The sequence below is a fragment of the Colwellia sp. RE-S-Sl-9 genome, assembly GCF_048296855.1.
GTDB lineage: Bacteria > Pseudomonadota > Gammaproteobacteria > Enterobacterales > Alteromonadaceae > Pseudocolwellia.
The window spans coordinates 1444163-1465403 of the sequence record NZ_CP182631.1 but is presented as its reverse complement, the minus strand read 5'-3'; the positions used below and the strand labels follow the sequence as shown (position 1 = coordinate 1465403).

Below are 21241 nucleotides of genomic sequence, written 5' to 3'. Positions count from 1 at the left end.
TGATCCGCAGTAAACAGTTGCAATCGCACACTTTACTGATAGAATACGCGCTCTTTTGTCGTCTTAGCTGAATTAGTGTTTGGCAGGATGAGAATTTTACTTACTTATTCCATACTCGGTTTAAGTAAACACACTAAGGAAATATTATGTCTTTAAACGCTACAGAAAAAGCAGCAATTGTTGCTGAATATGCTCAAAAAGAAGGTGATACAGGTTCACCAGAAGTACAAGTTGCTTTGTTAACAACTCAAATCAACCATCTTCAAGGTCACTTTAAAGAGCACATCCATGATCACCATTCACGTCGTGGTTTATTACGTATGGTAAGTCAACGTCGTAAATTACTTGATTACTTAAAAGGCAAAAACGTTGAACGTTATACTGCTTTAATCGGTAAATTAGGTCTACGTCGTTAAGATTAGATTTATTTGGAAAGAGGAGCCTTATGGCTCCTTTTTTTATGGGATAAGTTAATTATTAACCTTTAGTGATATCACTAAAGGTTAATAATTAAAGAGAAAAAGAAAGCTACTCTTCTATTAAAGGCCAGCCACCTAGTTGTTTCCATTTATTTACAATATGGCAAAACAGTTCTGCTGTTTTTTCTGTGTCATATAAAGCCGAATGAGCTTCACTGTTATTAAAATCTATATTGGCTGCTATGCAAGCTTTAGCTAATACTGTTTGCCCTAATACTAAACCTGAAAGTGTAGTGGTATCAAAACTAACAAAAGGGTGAAACGGAGAGCGTTTAATTAAACACCTTTCTGTTGCTGCATTTACAAAACCTAAATCGAATGAGGCATTATGAGCAACCATGATAGCTCGCTGGCATCCAACGGCTTTCATTTTTTTACGAATTAATTTAAATATAGCTTTCAGCGCTGTTTCTTCATCAACAGCACCTCTTAACGGGTTGGTTGGATCAATACCAGTAAATTCTAAAGCCGCTTTTTCTAAATTAGCACCTTCAAAAGGGTCAACATTAAAATGTATGGTTTTATCTAAAGAAAAATTACCGTCTTCATCAAGGGAAAGGGTTGTTGCTGCTATTTCAAGGAGAGCATCGGTTTGCGCATTAAATCCAGCGGTTTCAACATCTACAACTACAGGGAAGTAACCTCTAAAACGTTGTGCAAAAAGTGTTTTTCCGTTGTCTGCTGAAGCAGTAGTAGATGAATTAAGATCCGTCATACAAAAAGTCTTATTTATTTTGATAATTAATAACAATTATCTCAGAAAATAGCTAAAATAAGTACGAAGAACTGAGTGTTTTTTACTTTTATCCTTTAATTTTAACAATTCATGTTAAAGTTATTTAAATGTTCGTCGATATAGTTACTGTCATTGAAACTAAAATATAATTGATTATGAAAAAATATCTTCTACCAGTTGTTTTATTAGTATCTGTTTGCAATGCAAATGCAGGTATGAGGCAGTATGCGGCTAACTTAGATAACTCTAAGTGGCAATTATCTAACGAATCACGTTTAGAGTGCACACTTTCCCACAATATTCCCAATTACGGCGAAGCTAAGTTTTACAGCAAAGCCAATCGTAAATCTAATTTAGAATTTGAATTAGATATGATGCGCCTACCTGATAATTACTCGTTAGCTGAAGTTCGTTCTGTTGCCCCTAAATGGCGACCGGGTGTGGCAGGTTATACTCTGGCGGATATGAAATTGCATAAACAATTTGCACCAAGTTTACCTAAGAAAGTGGCTTGGACTATGCTAAATGAATTAGACCAAGGTATGAGCCCAACGTTTTATTATGACGATTGGTACCGAAGTGATGAAAAAATATCTGTTGGTTTATCAACAGCTAAATTTCAACGTGCTTATCAAGAGTTTGTTAATTGCGTGGGTAATTTACTAAACTATAATTTTGATGACATTTCTTATACCGTATTAAATTACCAATTTGGCACCGACGATTTAACTAAATCATCTAAACGTAAATTAGCTATGATTGCTGAATACTTAAGTTTAGATACAGAGTTAGAATTAGTATTAATAGACGGTTATTCAGATAGTTACGGTCCAAGAAATGCTAACTATGAAATGTCTAAACGACGTGCTCAAACGATAAGAGAGCAGTTTGTTAAAACTGGTATTGATCCTAGCCGAATAGAAGCTAAAGGTTATGGTGAGAAGCGTCATGTGGCTTCAAATAACAGCATAATAGGTCGTGAAAAGAATAGACGCGTAGTGATTAGAATGGATAAACCATAATTGAGCAAAGCATGTATTAAGGCTTTTAATTTTCGCTAAGTGGTCAATTAATTTATCAACTTGCTATTAAAAAAGTTAAACGTCTCATCTCTCCAGTAAAGCATCTCGAATTTAAGTATTTAAGTTGAATAGGCCTTTAGGTTATCTTAATCTAAAGGCCTATTTTTTATGGATGTTTATATAATGAAATACTTATTAAAAATTATCACTTTAGTCTTAGTTAGTTTGTCTTGTGCGGCAAATGCTCAACTTAAAGATGCATATACCTATGCTAATTATGATCAGGTGACCACAACACATATTTATTTAGACTTAGCTGTCGATTTTGAAGAAAAATCACTTAAAGGGTTTGCTGAACTATCGTTAAAGTGGTTGTCTGATGATCTACAACCTATTTATTTAGATACTCGTGATTTAATTATTAAACGCGTAATGGCACAAAATAACTCAGGTAACTGGGTGAAAGTGCAATATATGTTAGCAAAACGAGATGATGTTCTTGGTGCTAAGCTAACCATTAAACCTCAATTTAAAGCAAAAAAAGTACGTGTATATTACCACTCAACGGAAAAAGCTTCAGGATTACAGTGGTTGCTACCGGAACAAACGGCAGGCAAAAACAAACCTTTTTTATTCAGCCAAAACCAAGCCATTCACGCGCGATCATGGATACCTATTCAAGATACACCCACGGTAAGAGCTACCTATACAGCACGAATTACAACCGATAAAGATTTAGTTGCGGTAATGAGTGCTAACAATGAACCTGATACCGAACGTGATGGTGATTACTTCTTTTCAATGCCGCAAGCTATTCCTTCTTACTTAATTGCAATAGGTGTCGGTGATTTACAGTTTAAAGCCATGAGTAAGCAAACGGGTATTTATGCTGAAGCGTCTATATTAGACGCGGCTGTTGCTGAATTTGATGACACACAAGCGATGATTGATGAAACAGAAAAATTATTTGGGCCTTATCGCTGGGGTAGATACGATTTACTTATTTTACCACCGAGTTTTCCTTTTGGCGGTATGGAAAACCCACGCTTATCCTTTATTACTCCTACTGTTATTGCGGGCGACAAAAGTTTAGTAAACCTTATTGCGCATGAGTTAGCTCATTCTTGGTCTGGTAACTTAGTCACTAATGAAAGTTGGAGAGACTTATGGTTAAACGAAGGTTTTACCAGTTATGTTGAAAATCGCATTATGGAATCTGTTTTTGGTGTAGACCGTGCTGTTATGGAGCAAGCATTAGGCGCTCAAGGTTTGAATGATGAAATCTCGGTATTAGCACCTGGTGATACACAGCTTTATATTGATTTGAAAGGACGCGATCCTGATGATGCTTTTTCGGGTGTACCTTATGTAAAAGGTCAGTTGTTTTTAATGTACTTAGAAGAAAAGTTTGGTCGAGATAAGTTTGATATATTCATGCTCGACTATTTTAATAGCCATGCTTTTCAAAGCTTAGGTACTGAAAACTTTATAGTGTATTTAAAAGAAAACTTAACGCATAAATACCCTGATATAGTTTCTGATAAAGTATTGAATGAATGGATTTATGGACAAGGTTTACCCAGTGTTTCACCTAAACCAACCTCTAATGCCTTTAACGTGATTGATAACTTAACAAATGAATTGTTATCAAAAGCTATTAGTTTAGATGAAATTAATACCACACAGTGGACGTTACACGAGTGGCTTCATTTCATTAATAACTTACCATTAGATATTAATGAATCATTCATGAGTACACTAGATAAACGTTTTAATTTAACCGTAAGTACGAATGCTGAAATTGCCCATGCTTGGTACTTATTATCAATTAAAGCTGGTTATAAACATGTTTATCCGCAAATGGCGACTTACTTAAAATCTATAGGACGACGCAAACTTATTGTGCCGTTATATAAAGAGCTTGTTACCACGCAAGAAGGAAAAGACTGGGCTTTAAAAGTATATAAACAAGCAAGACCTGGATACCATGGCTTAGCGCAAGGAACGATAGACGCATTGTTTGATTGAAAATAGCTATCAGACAAAACTATTAACTAAAAAAGGAGCATTAAGCTCCTTTTGTTCATTAGGGGTTGAATATATATCTGCGTTATTTAGTGACTAATACATCAACTTGCCTAAAATTATCTTGTTCAGAAATAATGATTTTTATATTGTAGTTATCTTTTATAAATGACTTTTCTAATCGGCCTTTTTTTCTGCTAGATGAAATAGCTTGACCATAATTTTCTTCATAAAAATCCACAATACTGGTTTCATTATTTTTTGTGAAATAATTAATTACGGCAGGAACTTCATCGTCAAATTGCGCGAAAATTTTAGCATCATTCATTACTTCAATGGTTACTTTTTCAGTATCAGCCGCATTTACGCTTGTACTTAACAGTGTTGAGCTTAACAATGCTGAACATAAAGTTGAACAGAACATTGAAAATATCAGTGATTTATTGGTGTTTTTAGCCACGGTATTTCCCTATATATAATATAAATATAACAAGTTATAGCATGTTTATTTTGGCTAAGCGAGTGCTGAACTTTTAATTAAAGTGAAACAAGGCTTAGCTTATAAGCTATTTATCTTAACGTATAAATGATTTTCTATAATGATCAACCCAAAGGTTTGTTGCGCCGCAAATAGCAACAGGCATTACAATTAAATTGACTACTGGAAGCATTGAAAAAATAGCCACTGTAAATCCAAAACCATAGCTTAACCCTTGTTTCTTTTTAAGTGCGTTTTTCATATCAGTAAATGATATTTTATGATTATCAAAAGGGTAATCTTTATATTGAACAGCCATCATCCAAGCAACAAAAATAAACCAAATAACTTGCCCTATAACGGGTAAAATAAACATAATTAAAAGAAAGCCTAGCGCTCTAGGTACGTAATAACAAAGCTTAGTCCACTCTCGGCCTACAGTACGGGGAATATCTTTAATAATATCGCTAAATCCACCATCAGGGCTTGGTTCACCTGTTAACATAGCTTCAACTTTTTCTGATAACAAACCATTAAAAGGTGCAGCTAACCAGTTTGCTGCCGTACTAAATATAAAAGAAAACAGCACCACAACGGCAATTAAAACAAAAGGCCACAAAACCGTACTAAGCCAAGTTAACCAACTAGGTAACCATTGAGTAAACATCGCCATGTAATGATCAAGTTGCAAATAAAGGTAATAAAAAGCTACGCTGAATAAAATTAAATTGATAAACAATGGAACAAAAACAAATCGTTTAATGCCTTTTTGTTGAATAAGGTCAAAGCCTTTAAAAAAATACCCAGCGCCACTGGTATTTTGTGTTGAAGAAGTATTGTGTTGCATCGTTTTTAATTTACCTAACTGTTTGATATTACAGAGTCGATTATATGTTGAACGGCTTTAAAATTACAGTATTGAATTGTTACAAAGCACATCAACATCTGGTAAAGTTAGCGGCTTATAATAGGGTACGAGCAAATCGTTTATCTTATCATCAATTATTCCAATCTTTGTGGGCGACAATTAAATATGATTAAAAGGGGTTGTTTATAATATGCGCTTAAAGCATATAAAACTGGCTGGCTTTAAATCTTTTGTTGATCCAACTAAAGTGCCTTTTGAACAACAGATGACCGCGATTGTTGGCCCAAATGGTTGTGGTAAATCTAATATCATTGATGCTGTTCGTTGGGTGTTAGGTGAAAGCTCAGCTAAAAATTTACGTGGCGATTCTATGACCGACGTTATTTTTAATGGTTCATCAAGCCGTAAACCTATAGGTCAAGCCAGTGTAGAATTAGTTTTTGATAATTTAGATGGTCGTATTCAAGGGAATATGGCGGATCGAAATGAAATTTCTATTCGTCGTTTAGTTAATCGAGAAAGCACCAACACTTATTTTTTGAATGGAACCAAATGTCGTCGTAGAGATATAACGGATATATTTTTAGGTACAGGTTTAGGACCTCGTAGTTATGCCATTATTGAGCAAGGTACTATTTCTCGTTTAATCGAATCTAAACCTCATGAATTACGTATATTTATTGAAGAAGCCGCGGGTATTTCAAAATATAAAGAACGACGTAAAGATACCGAAAATAGAATTAGACACACCCGTGAAAACCTTGCTCGTTTGAGTGACATTCGTGCTGAACTGAGTCTACAAATAGATAAACTCCATAAACAATCGGAAGCAGCTAAACGTTTTCGTACTTTAAAAGCACAAGAGCGAAAATATAAAGCTGAACTTTCAGTATTACGCTGGCAAGCTTTTGATCAGCAAAGTAAACAACAACAAACGTTTTATAACGATGCCCAAATTGATATTGAGTCGATTGCTAAAATTCAAGAAGAACAAAATATTGCGCTGTTTCAAGCGAAGCAAAAGGTTGAACTAAATAATGAGAGCATTACTAGCTTTAATAATAAAAAGTTAGAGCTAACTAATCATATTGCCCGCACAGAGCAAAATATTAAGCATTTAAAACAGCAAAGCACCAGTATTACACAAAATAATGATATTACTCAGCAGCAACTTTTAAATGCTCAAGCGCTTTTAAAAACAGAACAAGAAAAAAGAAATAAATTAGAAAATAGCTTAACGAAAATTTTACCTCAGTTGAGCGATGTAGAAAAAAAATTAATAACAGAACAAAAAACGTTAGAAGGTTTATCTACACAACAAAATGCAGTGCAAGCTTTATGGAATGCTTCTTACCAAAGTGTTGCTGAATTTAAAGAAAAAACAGCAACCATTACAAATAAAGTCGAATTAGAGCAGCAAAAAAAATCACAAGCTAATGAACAAATTGAATCGTTAAATAATCAGCTGTTATATATTGATGAGCAGTATCAGAATAATTCATCTAATCAGGTTGATATTAAAGAAAGTAAAACTATTGAGAAATCGTTAGCGCTTACCCTAAGTAAACAACAGAAATTAAATCAACAGATCCAAGCTAAGCAAAATAAAATAAGCGAAACTAAGCAATTATTGGCCAGTGAAATAGCCTCATTAACCGCATTCAACAACAATATAATGAATATTGATGAGCAACTTTCTCGTAAAGAAAATTGGCAAGTTGAACAGCATACTTGTTTACAGGGAAATAGCTTACAAGAAAAAGGTATAGTGGTTGAAGGTGGTGAACAAAAGCAAAATATTCCAAGCCTTGTTGAGCAGCTTAGCGTAGAGTCAGGCTGGGAAAAAGCGGTAGAAAGTTTACTGTTAAGTTGGTCACAAGCAGAAATAGTTAACTCAGTATCAGACTCTATTTCAGCCATTAAACATTTAGAAACGGTTTTGTTAATTGAATCTCATACTCATATAAACCAAAATTCTGCGGGTTCTATTACTGAAAAAATACAGAATTTACCGTCTGCTCTTTCTTTTTTTCAAAAAATTTATTTTGCTGATAATGTTGAACAAGCGCAAAAAATCCTTCCAAAACTTGGGGGTGACGAATCTGTTATTTGCATGGATACTACGTGGTTAGGACATGGTTTTGTTCGTAAAGGTACTATTGAAAGCACGCCGAATCATCTTTTATTACTTGAAAGAAAAGCGCAATTAACGACAGATATTTGTCAACTAGAGCAAGCTGTAAATACAAATAAAGAAGGGTTAATTAAGTTAGAGTTTGAGTTACAGCAGTTGTTAACAGAACAAGAACAGTTAAATATTGAAAGTAAAGCTATTGAGTTATCGCTGCAAAACGCTAAACAAACAGAAGCATTAGCGGAGCAAAATCAGCAATTTTATTTAACACAACAGCAAAAAATAAAAAGTGACATTGAGTTTCATAAGCAACAACTCATCAATATTCAACAACATATTAATCAGCTTACGGAGCAGCGTAATCAATTAGTGATGCCGGCTGATGTTGATTTTGAGCAATTAAAAAATCAACAAGAAAGCCTAGCAAAACAAGTGAGTGTTGCGCAAAAACGAGTGAATAACTTAGCTGAAGAACGTCATAATATAGCCATTAAAGTTGAGCAATTTAAAAACGAAAAAGATCAATGTAAGCAGAGTGTGCAAAGTGTTCAAAAAACAATAGAACGTTTAATAGAACAACAAATGTCTAATCAGCATGTTATTGATAACAGCGCCGAACCATTAAAAATTGATGAAGATAAGCTGGTTCAATGGCTTAAAGAAATGTCTGAAACAGACAGCAAAATAGAAAAGCTTCAGCAAGATATTGCGGATACTCAACTTGAGGTGAAAACACTTGAGCTTGAACAAAAGAAAAATCAGGATAATATTTTAACTTTACGTGAAAAATCCGCTAAATTTCATTTAGATTATGAAAGTTTTAAATTACGAGCTGAATCGTCATTAGATTTACTTCGAGAAACACAACAATCATTTGATGAGATACTGAATAACATGCCTAAAAATGCCAAAGAAAGCATTTGGCAAGCGCATATTATTCGACTTTCGAAAGATATAGAGCGCTTAGGTGCAATTAATTTAGCTGCGATTGATGAATACGAAACACAATTAACGCGTAAAGAATATTTAGATACACAAAATAATGATTTAACCTTAGCAATTAACACATTAGAAGCCGCAATCGAAAAAATAGATAAAGAGAGTCGTCAGAAATTTAAAAACACCTTTGAACAGGTAAATAAAGACCTGAAAAGCCTATTTCCTAAGGTGTTTGGTGGAGGGAAAGCCTATTTAGAATTAACCGGAGCTGATATGTTAGACACCGGAGTAACAATAATGGCACAACCACCTGGTAAAAAAAACAGTACTATTCATCTATTATCTGGTGGTGAAAAAGCGCTGACCGCTTTATCATTAGTATTCGCAATTTTTAGATTAAATCCAGCACCTTTTTGTATGTTGGATGAAGTTGACGCTCCGTTAGATGATGCTAACGTAAGTCGATTTTGTAACTTGGTTCGTGAAATGTCGCGAACTGTTCAGTTTATTTATATAAGTCATAATAAAATAGCCATGGAAATGGCTTCTCATTTAACAGGCGTTACCATGTTTGAGCCCGGAGTTTCAAAAATGGTTGCTGTTGATATTGAAGAAGCTGTCGCTATGGCCGAAATATTGTAGGTTGAAAAATGGAAGGCAATTTTAGAAACACCCTTATAATTCTAAGCGCTGTTATTATTGCAGTAATTTTTATACATGGTTTTATAACGATAAGAAAAAATAAAAACCCCTATAAATTAAAAGCAACGAATGAACCGATTGAACCCCTTGAGAGAGGTTTTGACGGTTCTGGTTTTGACCAAGATGGCGTAAGTAAACCGCGCGTGGTTGGAAGTAAAACACCAAGCGATAGCCATTCACTTAATGAAAATGAAGTAAAAAATACGCCTTTTACAGCTAAAAAAGAGCCTAGTTATAGTGCGCTTGATACAGAGCTGGTCAATGATGATTTTGACTATAGCGAACCTTCTGATCAGCTAACAACAAGCTCGATAGATACGACTGAAACTAAAGTTAAATCATCTTCAATTGATATTAGCTTAACGGACGCTGGTATTGAGCAACTAGGAACCTCTGAGCAGGACTGTTCTACAGATATTGGCGACGATATTGTCGATTTTGACTACGGCGTAACAGAAAACCCTGATTTATTTAATAATGAAAACTTAGAAGAACCTGTTAAAAAACCGGTGGTTATAGATAAGCCGTTATACGATACGCCTATTACACAACCAAAACCTCAAGCTAAAGAGGTTATTACTACAGCTAAACCTAAAGTTAAAAAGAAAGCACCTATCACTAAAAAAGAAGCTGTTAAGCGTAATCAAATTGAATTGAATTTTGGTGACCCTGTCGATACAGGTGATATGCCATCTATGTCAGCAATTGATGAACCTGTAACCGCTGAAAAACAAATGAAAAGAGAGCCACTTGAACCTGAAGTTTTAGTGGTTTCTGTTGTTATGCCTCAAGGAGAAGTAATTTCTGGTGCAGCGTTACTGCCTACCTTGCTAACTTTGGGGTTACGCTACGGCGATATGGATATTTTTCATCGTCATCAAGATAGTGCCGGTAATGGTAAAGTAACCTTTAGTCTAGCTAATATTATGAACCCAGGAACTTTCGACTTAGATGCTTTAGAAAACTTCACAACCTGTGGGGTAACATTATTTATGACCTTACCTAACGCGGGTGACGCATTTGAAGTTTTTGAGCATATGCTAGGAGCAGCTAAACAAATTTCTGTAGAGTTTGGGGCGCAGCTTCTCGATGATAAACGTAGTGTTATGACTAAACAAACAGAGCAACATTACATAAGTAAAATTAGAGAATTTGAAAGAAAAAATCGTATCGCATTAGCATAAAATTTGTAATGCTATGCTAATTTAAGTAATGCCAAGTTGAATAATAAATTAATCAACTTGGTTATAATAGGGTTCTATTTTATAGAGCCTTTTTTGTTTTTAACTTTAAGTGAATTATCACCTTTATTATGTCAAATATTCAGTTATCTCAGCGAATTAGTGAGCTTCATACCTTAATCAATAAATACAACAATCAATATTACGTATTAGATGAACCGAGTGTTCCTGATGCTGAGTACGATAGATTAATGAAAGAATTGATTGCTATTGAGACAGAACACCCTGAATTGAAAAAAATGGATTCTCCTAGCCAAAAAGTAGGAGGAGAAGCACTTAAGGTTTTCACACAAGTTACTCATCAAATACCTATGTTATCGCTTGATAATGTTTTTTCAAAAGAAGAATGGGATGCTTTTGTAAAACGATTACAAGACCGTATTGGTAACACTAAAGCGCTAAAAATTTGTGCGGAACCTAAATTAGATGGTTTAGCTGTGAGTCTACGTTACGAAAATGGCGTACTTGTTCAAGCGGCTACCCGTGGTGATGGCGCTACAGGCGAGAATATTACAGAAAACGTAAGAACTATTAAAAGTATTCCACTTCGTCTTACTGGGGATGACTACCCTGATATTATTGAAGTGCGCGGCGAAGTTTTTATGCCTAAAGCAAGCTTTGAACAACTTAACGAAAACGCCATTAAAAAAGGCGAAAAAACTTTTGCTAACCCTAGAAATGCAGCAGCAGGTAGTTTAAGACAACTTGATTCTAAAATAACGTCAAAGCGTAACTTAGCTTTTTATGCATACGGTTTAGGTTTTGTTGGTGACTTTATTGACGGAGTTGCCAATGAAAACACACAATGGTTATCAAACTCTCACCACCAACGATTATGTCAAGTTAAAGCGCTTGGTTTACCTATGTGCCCAGAAGTTAGATTGCTTAAAAATACTGATGAATGCGAAGAATTTTACCAAAATATACTAAATAGTCGTTCAAGTTTGTCTTACGAAATAGACGGTACCGTATTAAAAGTTGACGACATTTTACTTCAGCAAAAGTTAGGCTTTGTAGCTAAAGCACCGCGTTGGGCAATGGCCTATAAATTTCCTGCTCAAGAAGAATTAACTGTATTAGAAGATGTAGAGTTTCAAGTAGGGCGTACAGGTGCAATAACGCCAGTAGCACGTTTAAAGCCTGTTTTTGTTGGTGGTGTAACGGTTAGTAATGCAACATTACATAACCAAGATGAAATTGATCGTTTAGGAATACAAATTAACGATACCGTTATTATTAGAAGAGCAGGCGATGTAATTCCTCAAATTGTTAGTGTTGTTATTGATAAACGACCTGATAATGCTCGCGAAATTCAATTTCCGACAACTTGCCCTGTATGTGATTCAGCTGTATTAAAAGCTGAAGGCGAGGCTGTTTTAAGGTGTACCGGTGGTTTATTTTGTGGTGCACAACGTAAAGAGGCAATAAAGCATTTTGCCTCAAGGAAAGCGATTGATATTGACGGTTTAGGTGATAAGTTAGTTGAACAATTAGTGGATGAGAAGCTTATATCGACACCTGCAGATTTATTTAGATTAACCGAATTAAGTGTTAGCACGCTTGAGCGTATGGGACAAAAGTCTGCGGCTAACTTAATTGCGGGTATGGAAAAAGCCAAGCAAACCACATTGCCTAAGTTTATATACTCGTTAGGCATTCGAGAAGTAGGTGAAACTACAGCAAATAACTTAGCTCATCACTTTTTAACCTTCGATGCGCTTAAAAATGCAGATGAAGAAACCTTACAGTCGGTACCTGACGTAGGTGTAATTGTGGCGAAAAACATAATTCAATTTTTCAAGCAAGATCATAATATTGAAGTGATTGCTGATTTAACGTCTTTTATGAGTTGGCCTGAAATAAAAGTCGCAGCTGCTGATGAGCAACCTTTACTTAATAAAACCTTTGTTTTAACAGGTACGCTAAGTCAAATGGGCCGTAACGAAGCTAAAGCTGCTTTACAATCTTTAGGGGCTAAAGTCTCAGGTAGTGTTTCTGCTAAAACGCATTATTTAGTTGCTGGAGAGAAAGCCGGCTCTAAACTAACAAAAGCACAAGACTTAGGGGTAGAAGTACTTACTGAAGATGAGTTAGTTCAGTTATTTAAAGAGAATAATATTTCAGAATTCTAAGGAGGATGCTAACTTTATTCTTAGTTTTTTGCTCGAACTCATTATTAATGGCTGTATATTCATTTAAATAAAAAAGGCTAAAACATTGTTTAGCCTTTTAAAATATTTTGTAATTTAGGTCCAGTTATAGTTGATAAATTGATCCTAAACTCAGTAAATTAATTTACTTGTATTAACGCTTTAATGGTACTTTTTTGTCAACACTCATAGTAGCTACTATTCTACGGTTTTCAGCATTAGCCGCTCTAGTCGTTGCTTTATTTAATAAACGCTCTTCACCATATCCAACAGCAGATAGTCTATCGGCATCTATACCATGTTTATTTATAAGCATATCTACTACTGCGTTAGCACGTAATTGAGATAATGTTTTGTTTAATGCGTCGTTACCAGGAGCAGAAGCATGGCCTTCAATAACTACATTTACAGATTTATATGTTTTTAAGAATTCAGCAACTTCTTTAATTTTTTCAAAATACTGAGGCTTAATCACTGCATTGTTATTATCAAAGTTAATTAATAAATTAATTGAAGCCACATCCTCCATAAAAATAGTACAGCCAACTTCATCAACTTTATCTACAAGAGGTGTGTTTTTACATTGATCTTTCGCATCAGCAACACCGTCGTTGTCTGCATCTAACATTACAGCAGCTTTAGCTGGCATGACTTCAGCAGCTTTCATTTCTTTTTTAGCGGGTTTAGATTTTTTAGATTCGCCAAAGAAGTAAGTAAAACCTAGTTGTGCTGAAAAATCATCATAGTATTCATCAAATTGGTAATGAGCTTTTGTTTCAAAGTAAAGCGCTGTTTTTTCACTTAGGTAATGGCGGTAACCTAAACCTAGGTTAGATGATAATTTAGATTCAACAATATCTAATTCACTTAAACCTGCTACTAAATAAAAGTTTTGCTCTGTTGGAAAATACAAAACGTCAAAAGCAATATTTGAAGAATCTGGTTTAGCAAAGCCACCATGTTTAGCATCTAAATTAATATGGCTGTAACCTAATCTTAGTTCAGTTGTTGTATTTAGGCGGTAACCCAATTCAGCACCAAAACCGTCACCATTGTTTAGTGAAGATAATGGATTGTTTGTTAACCAGCGTTCGCTGTCAGTATCAATATGTAGAAGGTGAATACCTGCATATGCCTTACCTACAAGATCTTCAGCATTTGGTTGTTCTGCAGCAAAAGCTGATGTAGATGCAAAAAGTGAAGAGATTGCTATGGCGATAGCGCTACGTAAAATTGATTTTTTCATGGAATAATTCCCTATTTAAATAATTGCATGGATTATAGCTATAATATTTGCTGTTAACAAATTATTTACATTTAAAGCGTGTTCTTTTTTAGTTATGACATAGATGAAAATAATAAATTTAAATCTTCTTTATGCAAAAGAAGAATTTGTACTTTGATTTAGGTTAATATTATAGCCACTATATTGCGTATTATTTGATACCAAGTAATTTTATGTTGATCAGGATGATTTTTTGAATACGAAAGCACAGAAAATGAATTTCTTTTATTTTTTCTCTTTACTTAAACAATATAAAAAAGGCTTATTATTCGTCATTATTTTAATGGTGTTAGAAAGTCTAGTTAGTTTAAGTGTTCCGTGGTTTGCTGGGCAATTTTCTAAAAGCGTGTTAGAAAACTATACAATTTATGATTTTGGCTACAAGTGGATAGCACTCATTTGGTTGTCATTATTTGCTATTCAAGCGGTACTTCGTTTTTTCTCCACTTACCGAATTAACTATATAGGCGCGCAAGTCTTAACACAGTTAAGTTGTCGCTTGTATGATCATATCCAAGTACTGCCAGTTAAGTATTTTAATAATAATAAAAAAGGTGAAACTCTTGCATTACTGAGTAACGATGTAAGTATTTTAAGTCATTTTTTATCAGGTGTTATTACCAGCTTAGTACCTTCCTTATTGATACTAGTAGGGGCTTTAATCCTTATGGCGTCTATTAGTCCAACAATCACCTTAATTATTATGCTAATGGTTCCTGCATTTTTTATTGTTTTAAAAATTTTAGGCAAAGGTATAAAGCCGCTTACTGAAGATATTGTGCAAAGTCAGGCAAATTCTGTTGCCATCGCTAGCGAAAACTTTGGTGTTATAAAATTAGTTAAAGCTTTTTCTCGAGAAAATATAGAGTCAGATCGCTTTAAAAATAATGCTTATAAAATTCAAGAGTTACGAAGAAAACAATTGAAGATTCAAGCTATTTTATCTCCTTTAGTTCAATTGTTAGTAACGTCTGGTGTTTTAGTGGTTGTGGTGGTGAGCGCTATTCATTATCAAACAGGTAAGTTATCAATGCCTGACTTAATCACCTTATTAATGTACGGAATTCTTTTTGCGCGGCCTATGAGTGCTTTAGCTAATTTGTACGGTCAAACACAGCAAGCTTTAGGTGCGTCTACCCGATTAATCAAAGTTTTTAATATATCGCCTGAGCCTATTGATAAAGGTGATTTAGAGCAAGATATTCATAACAATAAAATTTCCTTTAAAAATATTAGTTTTAGTTATGAAGCAAGTGATATTTTACTAAATAATGTCAATATAGATATAGCATCAGGCGAAACTGTTGTTATTGTTGGACAAAACGGTAAAGGAAAAACAACCGTTTTACATTTATTAATGCGTTTTATAGAACCTTCTACAGGCATTATTACTATTGGTGATACAAATATTAATGATATTAATTTGTCCGTATTAAGAAGGTATATAGGATTTGTTTCACAAGATATTGCGTTGTGTGATGGTTCAATAATGGACAATATAGCTTACGGTTATCCGCAAGCAACTAAAGAAGAAATTGAAAAAGTCGCTATTAAGGCCGGTGCCCATACTTTTATTAATGAATTAGAGTCTGGCTATAAAACACAAGTCGGTGAAAATGGTGTTTTACTCTCAGGTGGGCAACGCCAACGTATTTCACTGGCTAGGGCTTTACTTGCTAAACCTTCAATTCTATTACTAGATGAACCGACTTCCATGATTGATAAAGAAGGTAAAGAAGATTTTAATTTACAACTCGCTACTTTATTACAAGACCAAACCGTTATTATTGTTACGCATGAAAAGCACTTAGCAGAAATAGCTGATCGTGTTGTTACGATTGAAAATGGACAGTTAGTGCCTATTCAATTTTGATTGGTTACGGGTATAGAAACAACATATATAAATAAATTAATGTAGGAAAGGGAATAAGCAGAGTAAAAATAAGAGTTTCACACCATTCGATAATACGATAAAAAGTAAACCAGTTTTGTGATTTAGCTTTTGTAGAAGGTAAGTTTTTAAAGAAAAAAATAAATGAAGCTATCACCAACGCCTGTAAAGCAAAAAATAGTATAAATAAAGCCAGCCACACTAATATGTTTGGTGTTGCTAAACTTATTTGATTTTGCAATACAATAAATAATATAAAACTAAATAAACTCCACTGTAATAAGCGCCATCGTGTATTCCATAACAGAGTAGCTACTTGATTAAATACATTTGGGGTAAGCATATACTTCATATGTTTTAGTTAATTTTCTATCTATTACCAGCTTCACTAATGAAATGGGTATTAAGTGATTGTTATATTACAGTATAGCTAAAATATGCTTCGATATGGAGGTTACATTGTATTTTATTGTTAAATCTAATGAGGTTATCCATTTTTAAATAATGTAAAAGTTAGCTTACTCTCACTCGACGTTACGTTATAGGTTGTCCTATACCACAGCAATTATTTGAAACGAGAATAAAAGAAACCGTGAAGTGGTATTTAAACAATCAAAGTTAGTGGTAAAATATCTCAATAATGTGTTTTATCTGGAGATAAAAATGAAATTTTTACATAATTTTATTCTAATTAGTCTCTCAATACTTACGGTAGCTTCAATGAGCGTAAAGGCCAGTAGTATTGCTGATTATTTAGTTTATATAGAAGAACAAGAAAGCGAAAATGTTGAATTAATAGAAGAGCAAGAAAGAATAAGTCATAAAATTTCTCGAATAAAAGAAGATTTAAGTATGAATGCTGAAGAGGGATTTATTAAAAACATTCAAATAGAAGTTGTTGAATTAACAGATAATCAAGGACTTAAATACGTAGGTGGCAAGGTATCGAAGGCTGATTTGTCGGTATACTTACAGCAAATGAAAAATATATTAGGTAATGAATTTTCATCCTTTAGAGAAAGGCAGGCAATAAGAGATCATCATACTTTTCATGTCACATTAATTAATCCTTACGAACTTCAAGCGGTAACTAAAACTATCAATTTTGGTGAAAAGCTTTCTGTGTCTTTATTAGGTCTTGGACGTGTACTAAAGGAAGATCAAGCGACTTATTTTGTTGTGGCTCAATCGCCTGAAGCGCAATACTTTAGACAATTATTAGTATTGCCAGCAAAAGATTTTCACGTAACTTTAGGTTTTAAACCCAAAGATATTTTTGGTGTTAGTAAAAACGAAACATCTCTAATCAAAGGCTTATAAGAATAAAGGCTTTCAAGTAGAGTTACTTTTAATGCAACTCTATTTTCAAGTTTAATTTACATTAAACACATATCTCTCCTTTCTCGCATGTATTGTTGTGTGAACCGCTTTAGGCTTTAAAAATTTCAGGTTATTTATAAAATTTAACGTAAGTAAAATGTGATGGTTTTGTGATAACTTCGTGACGCCATCGCGAAACTTTCCTTGCATACTGAACTTGAATTATTTCAGTTACCAAGGATAAAAAATGAAATTTAATAAAACTATCGCGGCATTAATGCTTGCAACATCAAGTGTTGCTGTTAACGCACAACAATTAGAAGTTACTGTAACAAACCTTACTCAAGGTATGCATTATACCCCTCTTATTATTGCAGCTCATACTGCCGATGCTTCTTTATATAAATTAGGTGAAACTGCTTCTCCTGAGTTACAAGCAATGGCCGAAGGTGGCGATATTTCTGGTTTATCTACCATGTTAGCAGGCGTTAATGCTGACATGGTTGAAAATCCTGCTGGCGGTTTATTAGCTCCATCTCAATCAACTACTGCTATGCTTGATACGGCAGACGGTAATATGTATTTATCGATTGCTAGCATGTTACTTCCTACTAACGATGCTTTTGTTGCTTTAAACGGTTGGAAAATTCCAAGTGAAGCGGGAACTTACAAAGTTATGTTAAATGCTTATGATGCAGGTACAGAAGCTAACAATGAGCTCGTTGTAATGGGGTCGGGAGCTCCTGGTGCTCCTGGCATTCCGGCAGCACCGGGCGGTAATGCAGGTACAGGTGGAACAGGTGTTACATCTGTAGAAGCCAATACAACGGTTCATGTACATCGTGGTAATTTAGGTGATGATGATTTAACAGGTGGCACAAGTGATGTTGATAATACAGTACATCGTTGGTTGAACCCTGTTGCTTCCGTTACTATCGTAGTGAAGTAGGGGGTTATGATGATTTCATCTAACACATATAAAAAAGCGTCGTTATCAGCGGCTATAGCCTTAAGTCTTTTAGTCAGTGCTTGTGGTAGTGATAATGATAATAAAGCAGTAACACCTGAGCCACCGGTAGTTCCGGCACCCACTCCAGTAAGTTATGAATATACAGTTAAAGTGGTTAATTTGACCACAGCACAACCTATGTCACCTGTTGCTGTTGTTTTACATAATGAAGGCAAGCTTTGGGAAATAGGTATGCCAGCTTCTATTGCGTTAGAGAACCTTGCAGAGAGTGGTGATAATTCAGCTGTACTTAGCGAAACTATGGTGTTATCAGGTAAAAGTGGCGTATCTCCATTACCTCCAGGTATGAGTGAAACCATTACTGTTAGTATTGAAGACACTATGCCAAGCAGTATTTCTATTGCCACTATGTTAGTTAATACAAACGACGCTTTTACTGGTATAACAGCAAAAGATATAAGTAATTTAGCTGTAAACGAAAGTATTTCCTTATTAACAAGTTCATATGACTCAGGTACCGAGAAAAATAGTGAACTGATGGCAACTATCCCAGGTCCTGCTGCTGGCGGAGAGGGATACAACGAAGTGCGAGATGACGTTGATTATGTTGCGATGCATCCAGGTGTTGTTAGTAAAGATGATGGCTTAACTCAGTCAGTATTAACACAAGATCATCGATTCGATAATCCGACATTAAGCATCACTATTACACGGGTAGAATAGTGTTAAAGAGAGGTTGTGTCGTTGCAGCCTCTCTTTTTAATGATCAAGGATCGCCAAATGGATAACATTTTGGTTGTTGAAGACGAACAAGATATAGCTGATTTAATAAGAGTAAATTTAGAAGAACTATCATTAAATGTTGAACACAGCTTAACAGGCGAACGTGCATTAGAGCTTGCTTTAGCCAACAATTATGATGTGATTATTCTTGATGTGATGTTACCCGGCATGTCAGGTTTAGATGTTTGTAGGCAGTTACGAGAGAAAAAGCCTGAGCAAGCTATTTTAATGGTGACATCGCGTGATTCTGAAATAGATAGAGTGTTAGGCTTAGAATTAGGCGCTGATGATTATATGACTAAACCTTTTAGTGTAAGAGAGCTACAAGCACGAGTCAGAAGTTTATTAAGACGCGCGCATCTACTAAGCAATATGCAGCAAGCACCAGAGCCTGAACAGTGTTTGAAAGTGGGTCACTTACAAATAGATCATTTGTCTCATAGAACAACGTTAGCAGGTAAAGAATTAGAGTTAACGTCAACAGAGTATGATTTATTACTGTATTTAGCATCTCACCCAGAACAAGTATTTTCTCGTTCTCAGTTATTAAGTTCTGTGTGGGGTTATCATCATAGTGGCTATGAGCATACGGTTAATTCACATATTAATCGTTTAAGAAGTAAAGTAGAAAAAGATGCAACTGCCCCTGAAATAGTACAAACAGTATGGGGGGTTGGTTATAAGTTTTGTAAACAAGGCGTAAGTTAAGGTGTAAGAATATGAAGTTATCGTTGTACCAACGACTTTCATTGTCATTATTTGGTGTGTTCATTGCCATTGCTTTTGTGTTTTATTTTTGGTCACAACAAGTTGAGCAAAACACACGTTATGAATCTGAGCAGCAACTACATTTGTCGTTAGCGGCAAATTTAGCAAGAGATAACCCTTTGCTACAACAGGGTGTGTATGATCATGACGCACTAGAGAACTTATTTCATACGCTTATGATATTAGGGCCAGGCTTTGAGTTTTATTTTGTTGATCCGCAAGGTAATTTATTAACACATTCGATTGATGACTCTTTAATTAAGAGAAAAAAAGTTGACTTAGTGCCTTTAATTCAATTAACTCGAAATAAAGCACCTTTACCTATTTATGGTGATGATCCTCGTCATTTAACACGTAAAAAAGTTTTTTCAGCTGCACCAGTATTTAACGGAACACAATTGCAAGGTTATTTGTATGTTATTGTCGCTGGAGAACGTTATGACTCTGCCTATAACGAACATCAAGGTACTCGTCAAGCTGAGTTGTCTATAGTATTTGCTGTTGTCGCGTTATTATTTTTATTTGTCATTATGTTAGGGTTATTTCGATACTTTACGAGTCCATTGTGCCGTTTAATGTCCGAGATGAGGGCATTAAAATCAAGTAATTTTGATAAATCTAAAGTTAAATTACACTCGTGGATGCACAATAGTCAAAATGAAGTTCACCAGCTAGGTAGTGTATTTCATGAAATGGTTGAGCAAATTAATGATCAAATAGAACAATTGAAACAAACCGATATACATAGAAGAGAGCTGTTAGCTGATATTTCTCATGATTTAAGAACACCGCTGGCATCATTACAAGGTTATATTGAAACTATTGCGATTAAAGGGGATTCAATAAGCAGTGATGATCGTGATCAATTCATTCGAACAGCATTAAAAAATTCAAGTCAGTTAAAAATGTTAATTGATCAAATTTTTGAATTAGCTCACTTAGAAGGCGGGCAAGTGTCAATGAATTTAGAAAACTTTAATTTAACTGAACTTTTATATGATGTAGCGGCTAAGTTTCAGCTAAAAGCAGAAACACTTAATATAAAACTTAGTATTATTCCTGAGTTTTCCCATATTCAAGTGTATAGCGATATTGGTAAGTTAGAACGTGTATTAAGTAATTTAATAGATAATGCGTTACGGCATACGCCAAATGGAGGAAGTATTGTGTTAGAAACCTCTGACGTTAATGATGGGCAATGCTACTTAACTGTAAAAGATAATGGTACGGGTATTAAGGCTGAAGAAATCGCGTATATTTTTGATGCAAGATATCGAGCCAGTAATGCTATTGAAGGCGAGAGCAGACATGCAGGTTTAGGGTTAGCAATCACTCAAAAATTACTTGCATTATTGAAATGTGAAATTAGAGTACATAGCCAATTAGGTGAGGGTACTTCTTTTTCTCTTAATTTAAAGAATGTAACAACATAAATTTTAGCTTTTGATTC

The 21241-nt window shown here is 34.6% G+C and carries 17 protein-coding genes; 12 read left to right on the top strand and 5 right to left on the bottom strand.

Annotated elements, in window-relative coordinates:
• Nucleotides 1–146: 146 nt before the first annotated feature.
• The gene (gene rpsO, locus ACM9HF_RS06335; RefSeq protein WP_076418899.1) at nucleotides 147–416 is read left to right on the top strand and encodes a 30S ribosomal protein S15; all 270 of its coding nucleotides are present in this window, start codon (nucleotides 147–149) and stop codon (nucleotides 414–416) included.
• Between the two features lie 112 nt (nucleotides 417–528).
• Here rpsO and rnt read toward each other — a convergent pair whose 3' ends face one another.
• Nucleotides 529–1194 (bottom strand): ribonuclease T, encoded by a 666-nt coding sequence (rnt, locus tag ACM9HF_RS06330; protein WP_473615878.1) that lies wholly within the window; start codon nucleotides 1192–1194, stop codon nucleotides 529–531.
• Nucleotides 1195–1370: 176 nt separating this feature from the next.
• Between rnt and ACM9HF_RS06325 the strand changes: the two genes are divergently transcribed.
• On the top strand, nucleotides 1371–2237 hold the full coding sequence (locus tag ACM9HF_RS06325; RefSeq protein ID WP_473615875.1) for a flagellar protein MotY: 867 nt from the start codon (nucleotides 1371–1373) through the stop codon (nucleotides 2235–2237).
• 183 nt (nucleotides 2238–2420) lie between these two features.
• Nucleotides 2421–4265 carry a M1 family metallopeptidase gene (locus ACM9HF_RS06320; protein ID WP_473615871.1) on the top strand — a complete coding sequence of 615 codons (1845 nt, stop codon included), beginning with the start codon at nucleotides 2421–2423 and terminating at the stop codon, nucleotides 4263–4265.
• Nucleotides 4266–4347: 82 nt separating this feature from the next.
• Here the strand turns inward: ACM9HF_RS06320 and ACM9HF_RS06315 are convergent, their stop codons facing one another.
• Together ACM9HF_RS06315 and cysZ are read right to left on the bottom strand one after the other, a co-directional pair.
• Nucleotides 4348–4722 (bottom strand): hypothetical protein, encoded by a 375-nt coding sequence (locus ACM9HF_RS06315; protein ID WP_473615868.1) that lies wholly within the window; start codon nucleotides 4720–4722, stop codon nucleotides 4348–4350.
• 115 nt (nucleotides 4723–4837) lie between these two features.
• Nucleotides 4838–5587, bottom strand: coding sequence for a sulfate transporter CysZ (cysZ, locus tag ACM9HF_RS06310; RefSeq protein WP_473615863.1), 750 nt, complete (start codon nucleotides 5585–5587; stop codon nucleotides 4838–4840).
• A 211-nt stretch (nucleotides 5588–5798) separates the two neighbouring features.
• On the opposite strand from cysZ, the gene smc reads away from it, so the two are divergent.
• The 3 genes from smc (at nucleotide 5799) to ligA (ending at nucleotide 12756) form a co-directional block, all read left to right on the top strand.
• On the top strand, nucleotides 5799–9323 hold the full coding sequence (smc, locus tag ACM9HF_RS06305) for a chromosome segregation protein SMC (RefSeq protein ID WP_473615859.1): 3525 nt from the start codon (nucleotides 5799–5801) through the stop codon (nucleotides 9321–9323).
• Between the two features lie 8 nt (nucleotides 9324–9331).
• Entirely contained in the window at nucleotides 9332–10567 is a 1236-nt protein-coding gene (zipA, locus tag ACM9HF_RS06300) for a cell division protein ZipA (RefSeq protein WP_473615857.1), read from the top strand.
• A 128-nt stretch (nucleotides 10568–10695) separates the two neighbouring features.
• A complete protein-coding gene (gene ligA, locus ACM9HF_RS06295) occupies nucleotides 10696–12756 on the top strand; it encodes an NAD-dependent DNA ligase LigA (protein WP_473615855.1) in 2061 nt (686 codons plus the stop codon).
• A 172-nt stretch (nucleotides 12757–12928) separates the two neighbouring features.
• Here ligA and ACM9HF_RS06290 read toward each other — a convergent pair whose 3' ends face one another.
• Nucleotides 12929–14020, bottom strand: a complete 1092-nt coding sequence (locus ACM9HF_RS06290) for an OmpA family protein (protein WP_473615852.1) — start codon at nucleotides 14018–14020, stop codon at nucleotides 12929–12931.
• Between the two features lie 232 nt (nucleotides 14021–14252).
• Between ACM9HF_RS06290 and ACM9HF_RS06285 the strand changes: the two genes are divergently transcribed.
• Nucleotides 14253–15932, top strand: a complete 1680-nt coding sequence (locus ACM9HF_RS06285) for an ABC transporter ATP-binding protein (RefSeq protein ID WP_473615847.1) — start codon at nucleotides 14253–14255, stop codon at nucleotides 15930–15932.
• Nucleotides 15933–15936: 4 nt separating this feature from the next.
• On the opposite strand, the gene ACM9HF_RS06280 is transcribed toward ACM9HF_RS06285, so the two are convergent.
• Complete coding sequence (locus ACM9HF_RS06280; protein WP_473615842.1) at nucleotides 15937–16302, bottom strand: hypothetical protein; 366 nt, start codon at nucleotides 16300–16302, stop codon at nucleotides 15937–15939.
• 368 nt (nucleotides 16303–16670) lie between these two features.
• Between ACM9HF_RS06280 and ACM9HF_RS06275 the strand changes: the two genes are divergently transcribed.
• From ACM9HF_RS06275 to ACM9HF_RS06255, 5 genes are all read left to right on the top strand, one after another.
• Nucleotides 16671–17270 (top strand): hypothetical protein, encoded by a 600-nt coding sequence (locus ACM9HF_RS06275; protein WP_473615838.1) that lies wholly within the window; start codon nucleotides 16671–16673, stop codon nucleotides 17268–17270.
• A 247-nt stretch (nucleotides 17271–17517) separates the two neighbouring features.
• The gene (locus ACM9HF_RS06270; RefSeq protein WP_473615835.1) at nucleotides 17518–18219 is read left to right on the top strand and encodes a spondin domain-containing protein; all 702 of its coding nucleotides are present in this window, start codon (nucleotides 17518–17520) and stop codon (nucleotides 18217–18219) included.
• A gap of 9 nt (nucleotides 18220–18228) precedes the next feature.
• On the top strand, nucleotides 18229–18963 hold the full coding sequence (locus tag ACM9HF_RS06265; RefSeq protein WP_473618262.1) for a spondin domain-containing protein: 735 nt from the start codon (nucleotides 18229–18231) through the stop codon (nucleotides 18961–18963).
• Nucleotides 18964–19020: 57 nt separating this feature from the next.
• On the top strand, nucleotides 19021–19731 hold the full coding sequence (locus ACM9HF_RS06260) for a response regulator (RefSeq protein ID WP_473615831.1): 711 nt from the start codon (nucleotides 19021–19023) through the stop codon (nucleotides 19729–19731).
• Between the two features lie 11 nt (nucleotides 19732–19742).
• The gene (locus ACM9HF_RS06255; protein WP_473615827.1) at nucleotides 19743–21224 is read left to right on the top strand and encodes a sensor histidine kinase; all 1482 of its coding nucleotides are present in this window, start codon (nucleotides 19743–19745) and stop codon (nucleotides 21222–21224) included.
• Nucleotides 21225–21241 lie beyond the last annotated feature (17 nt).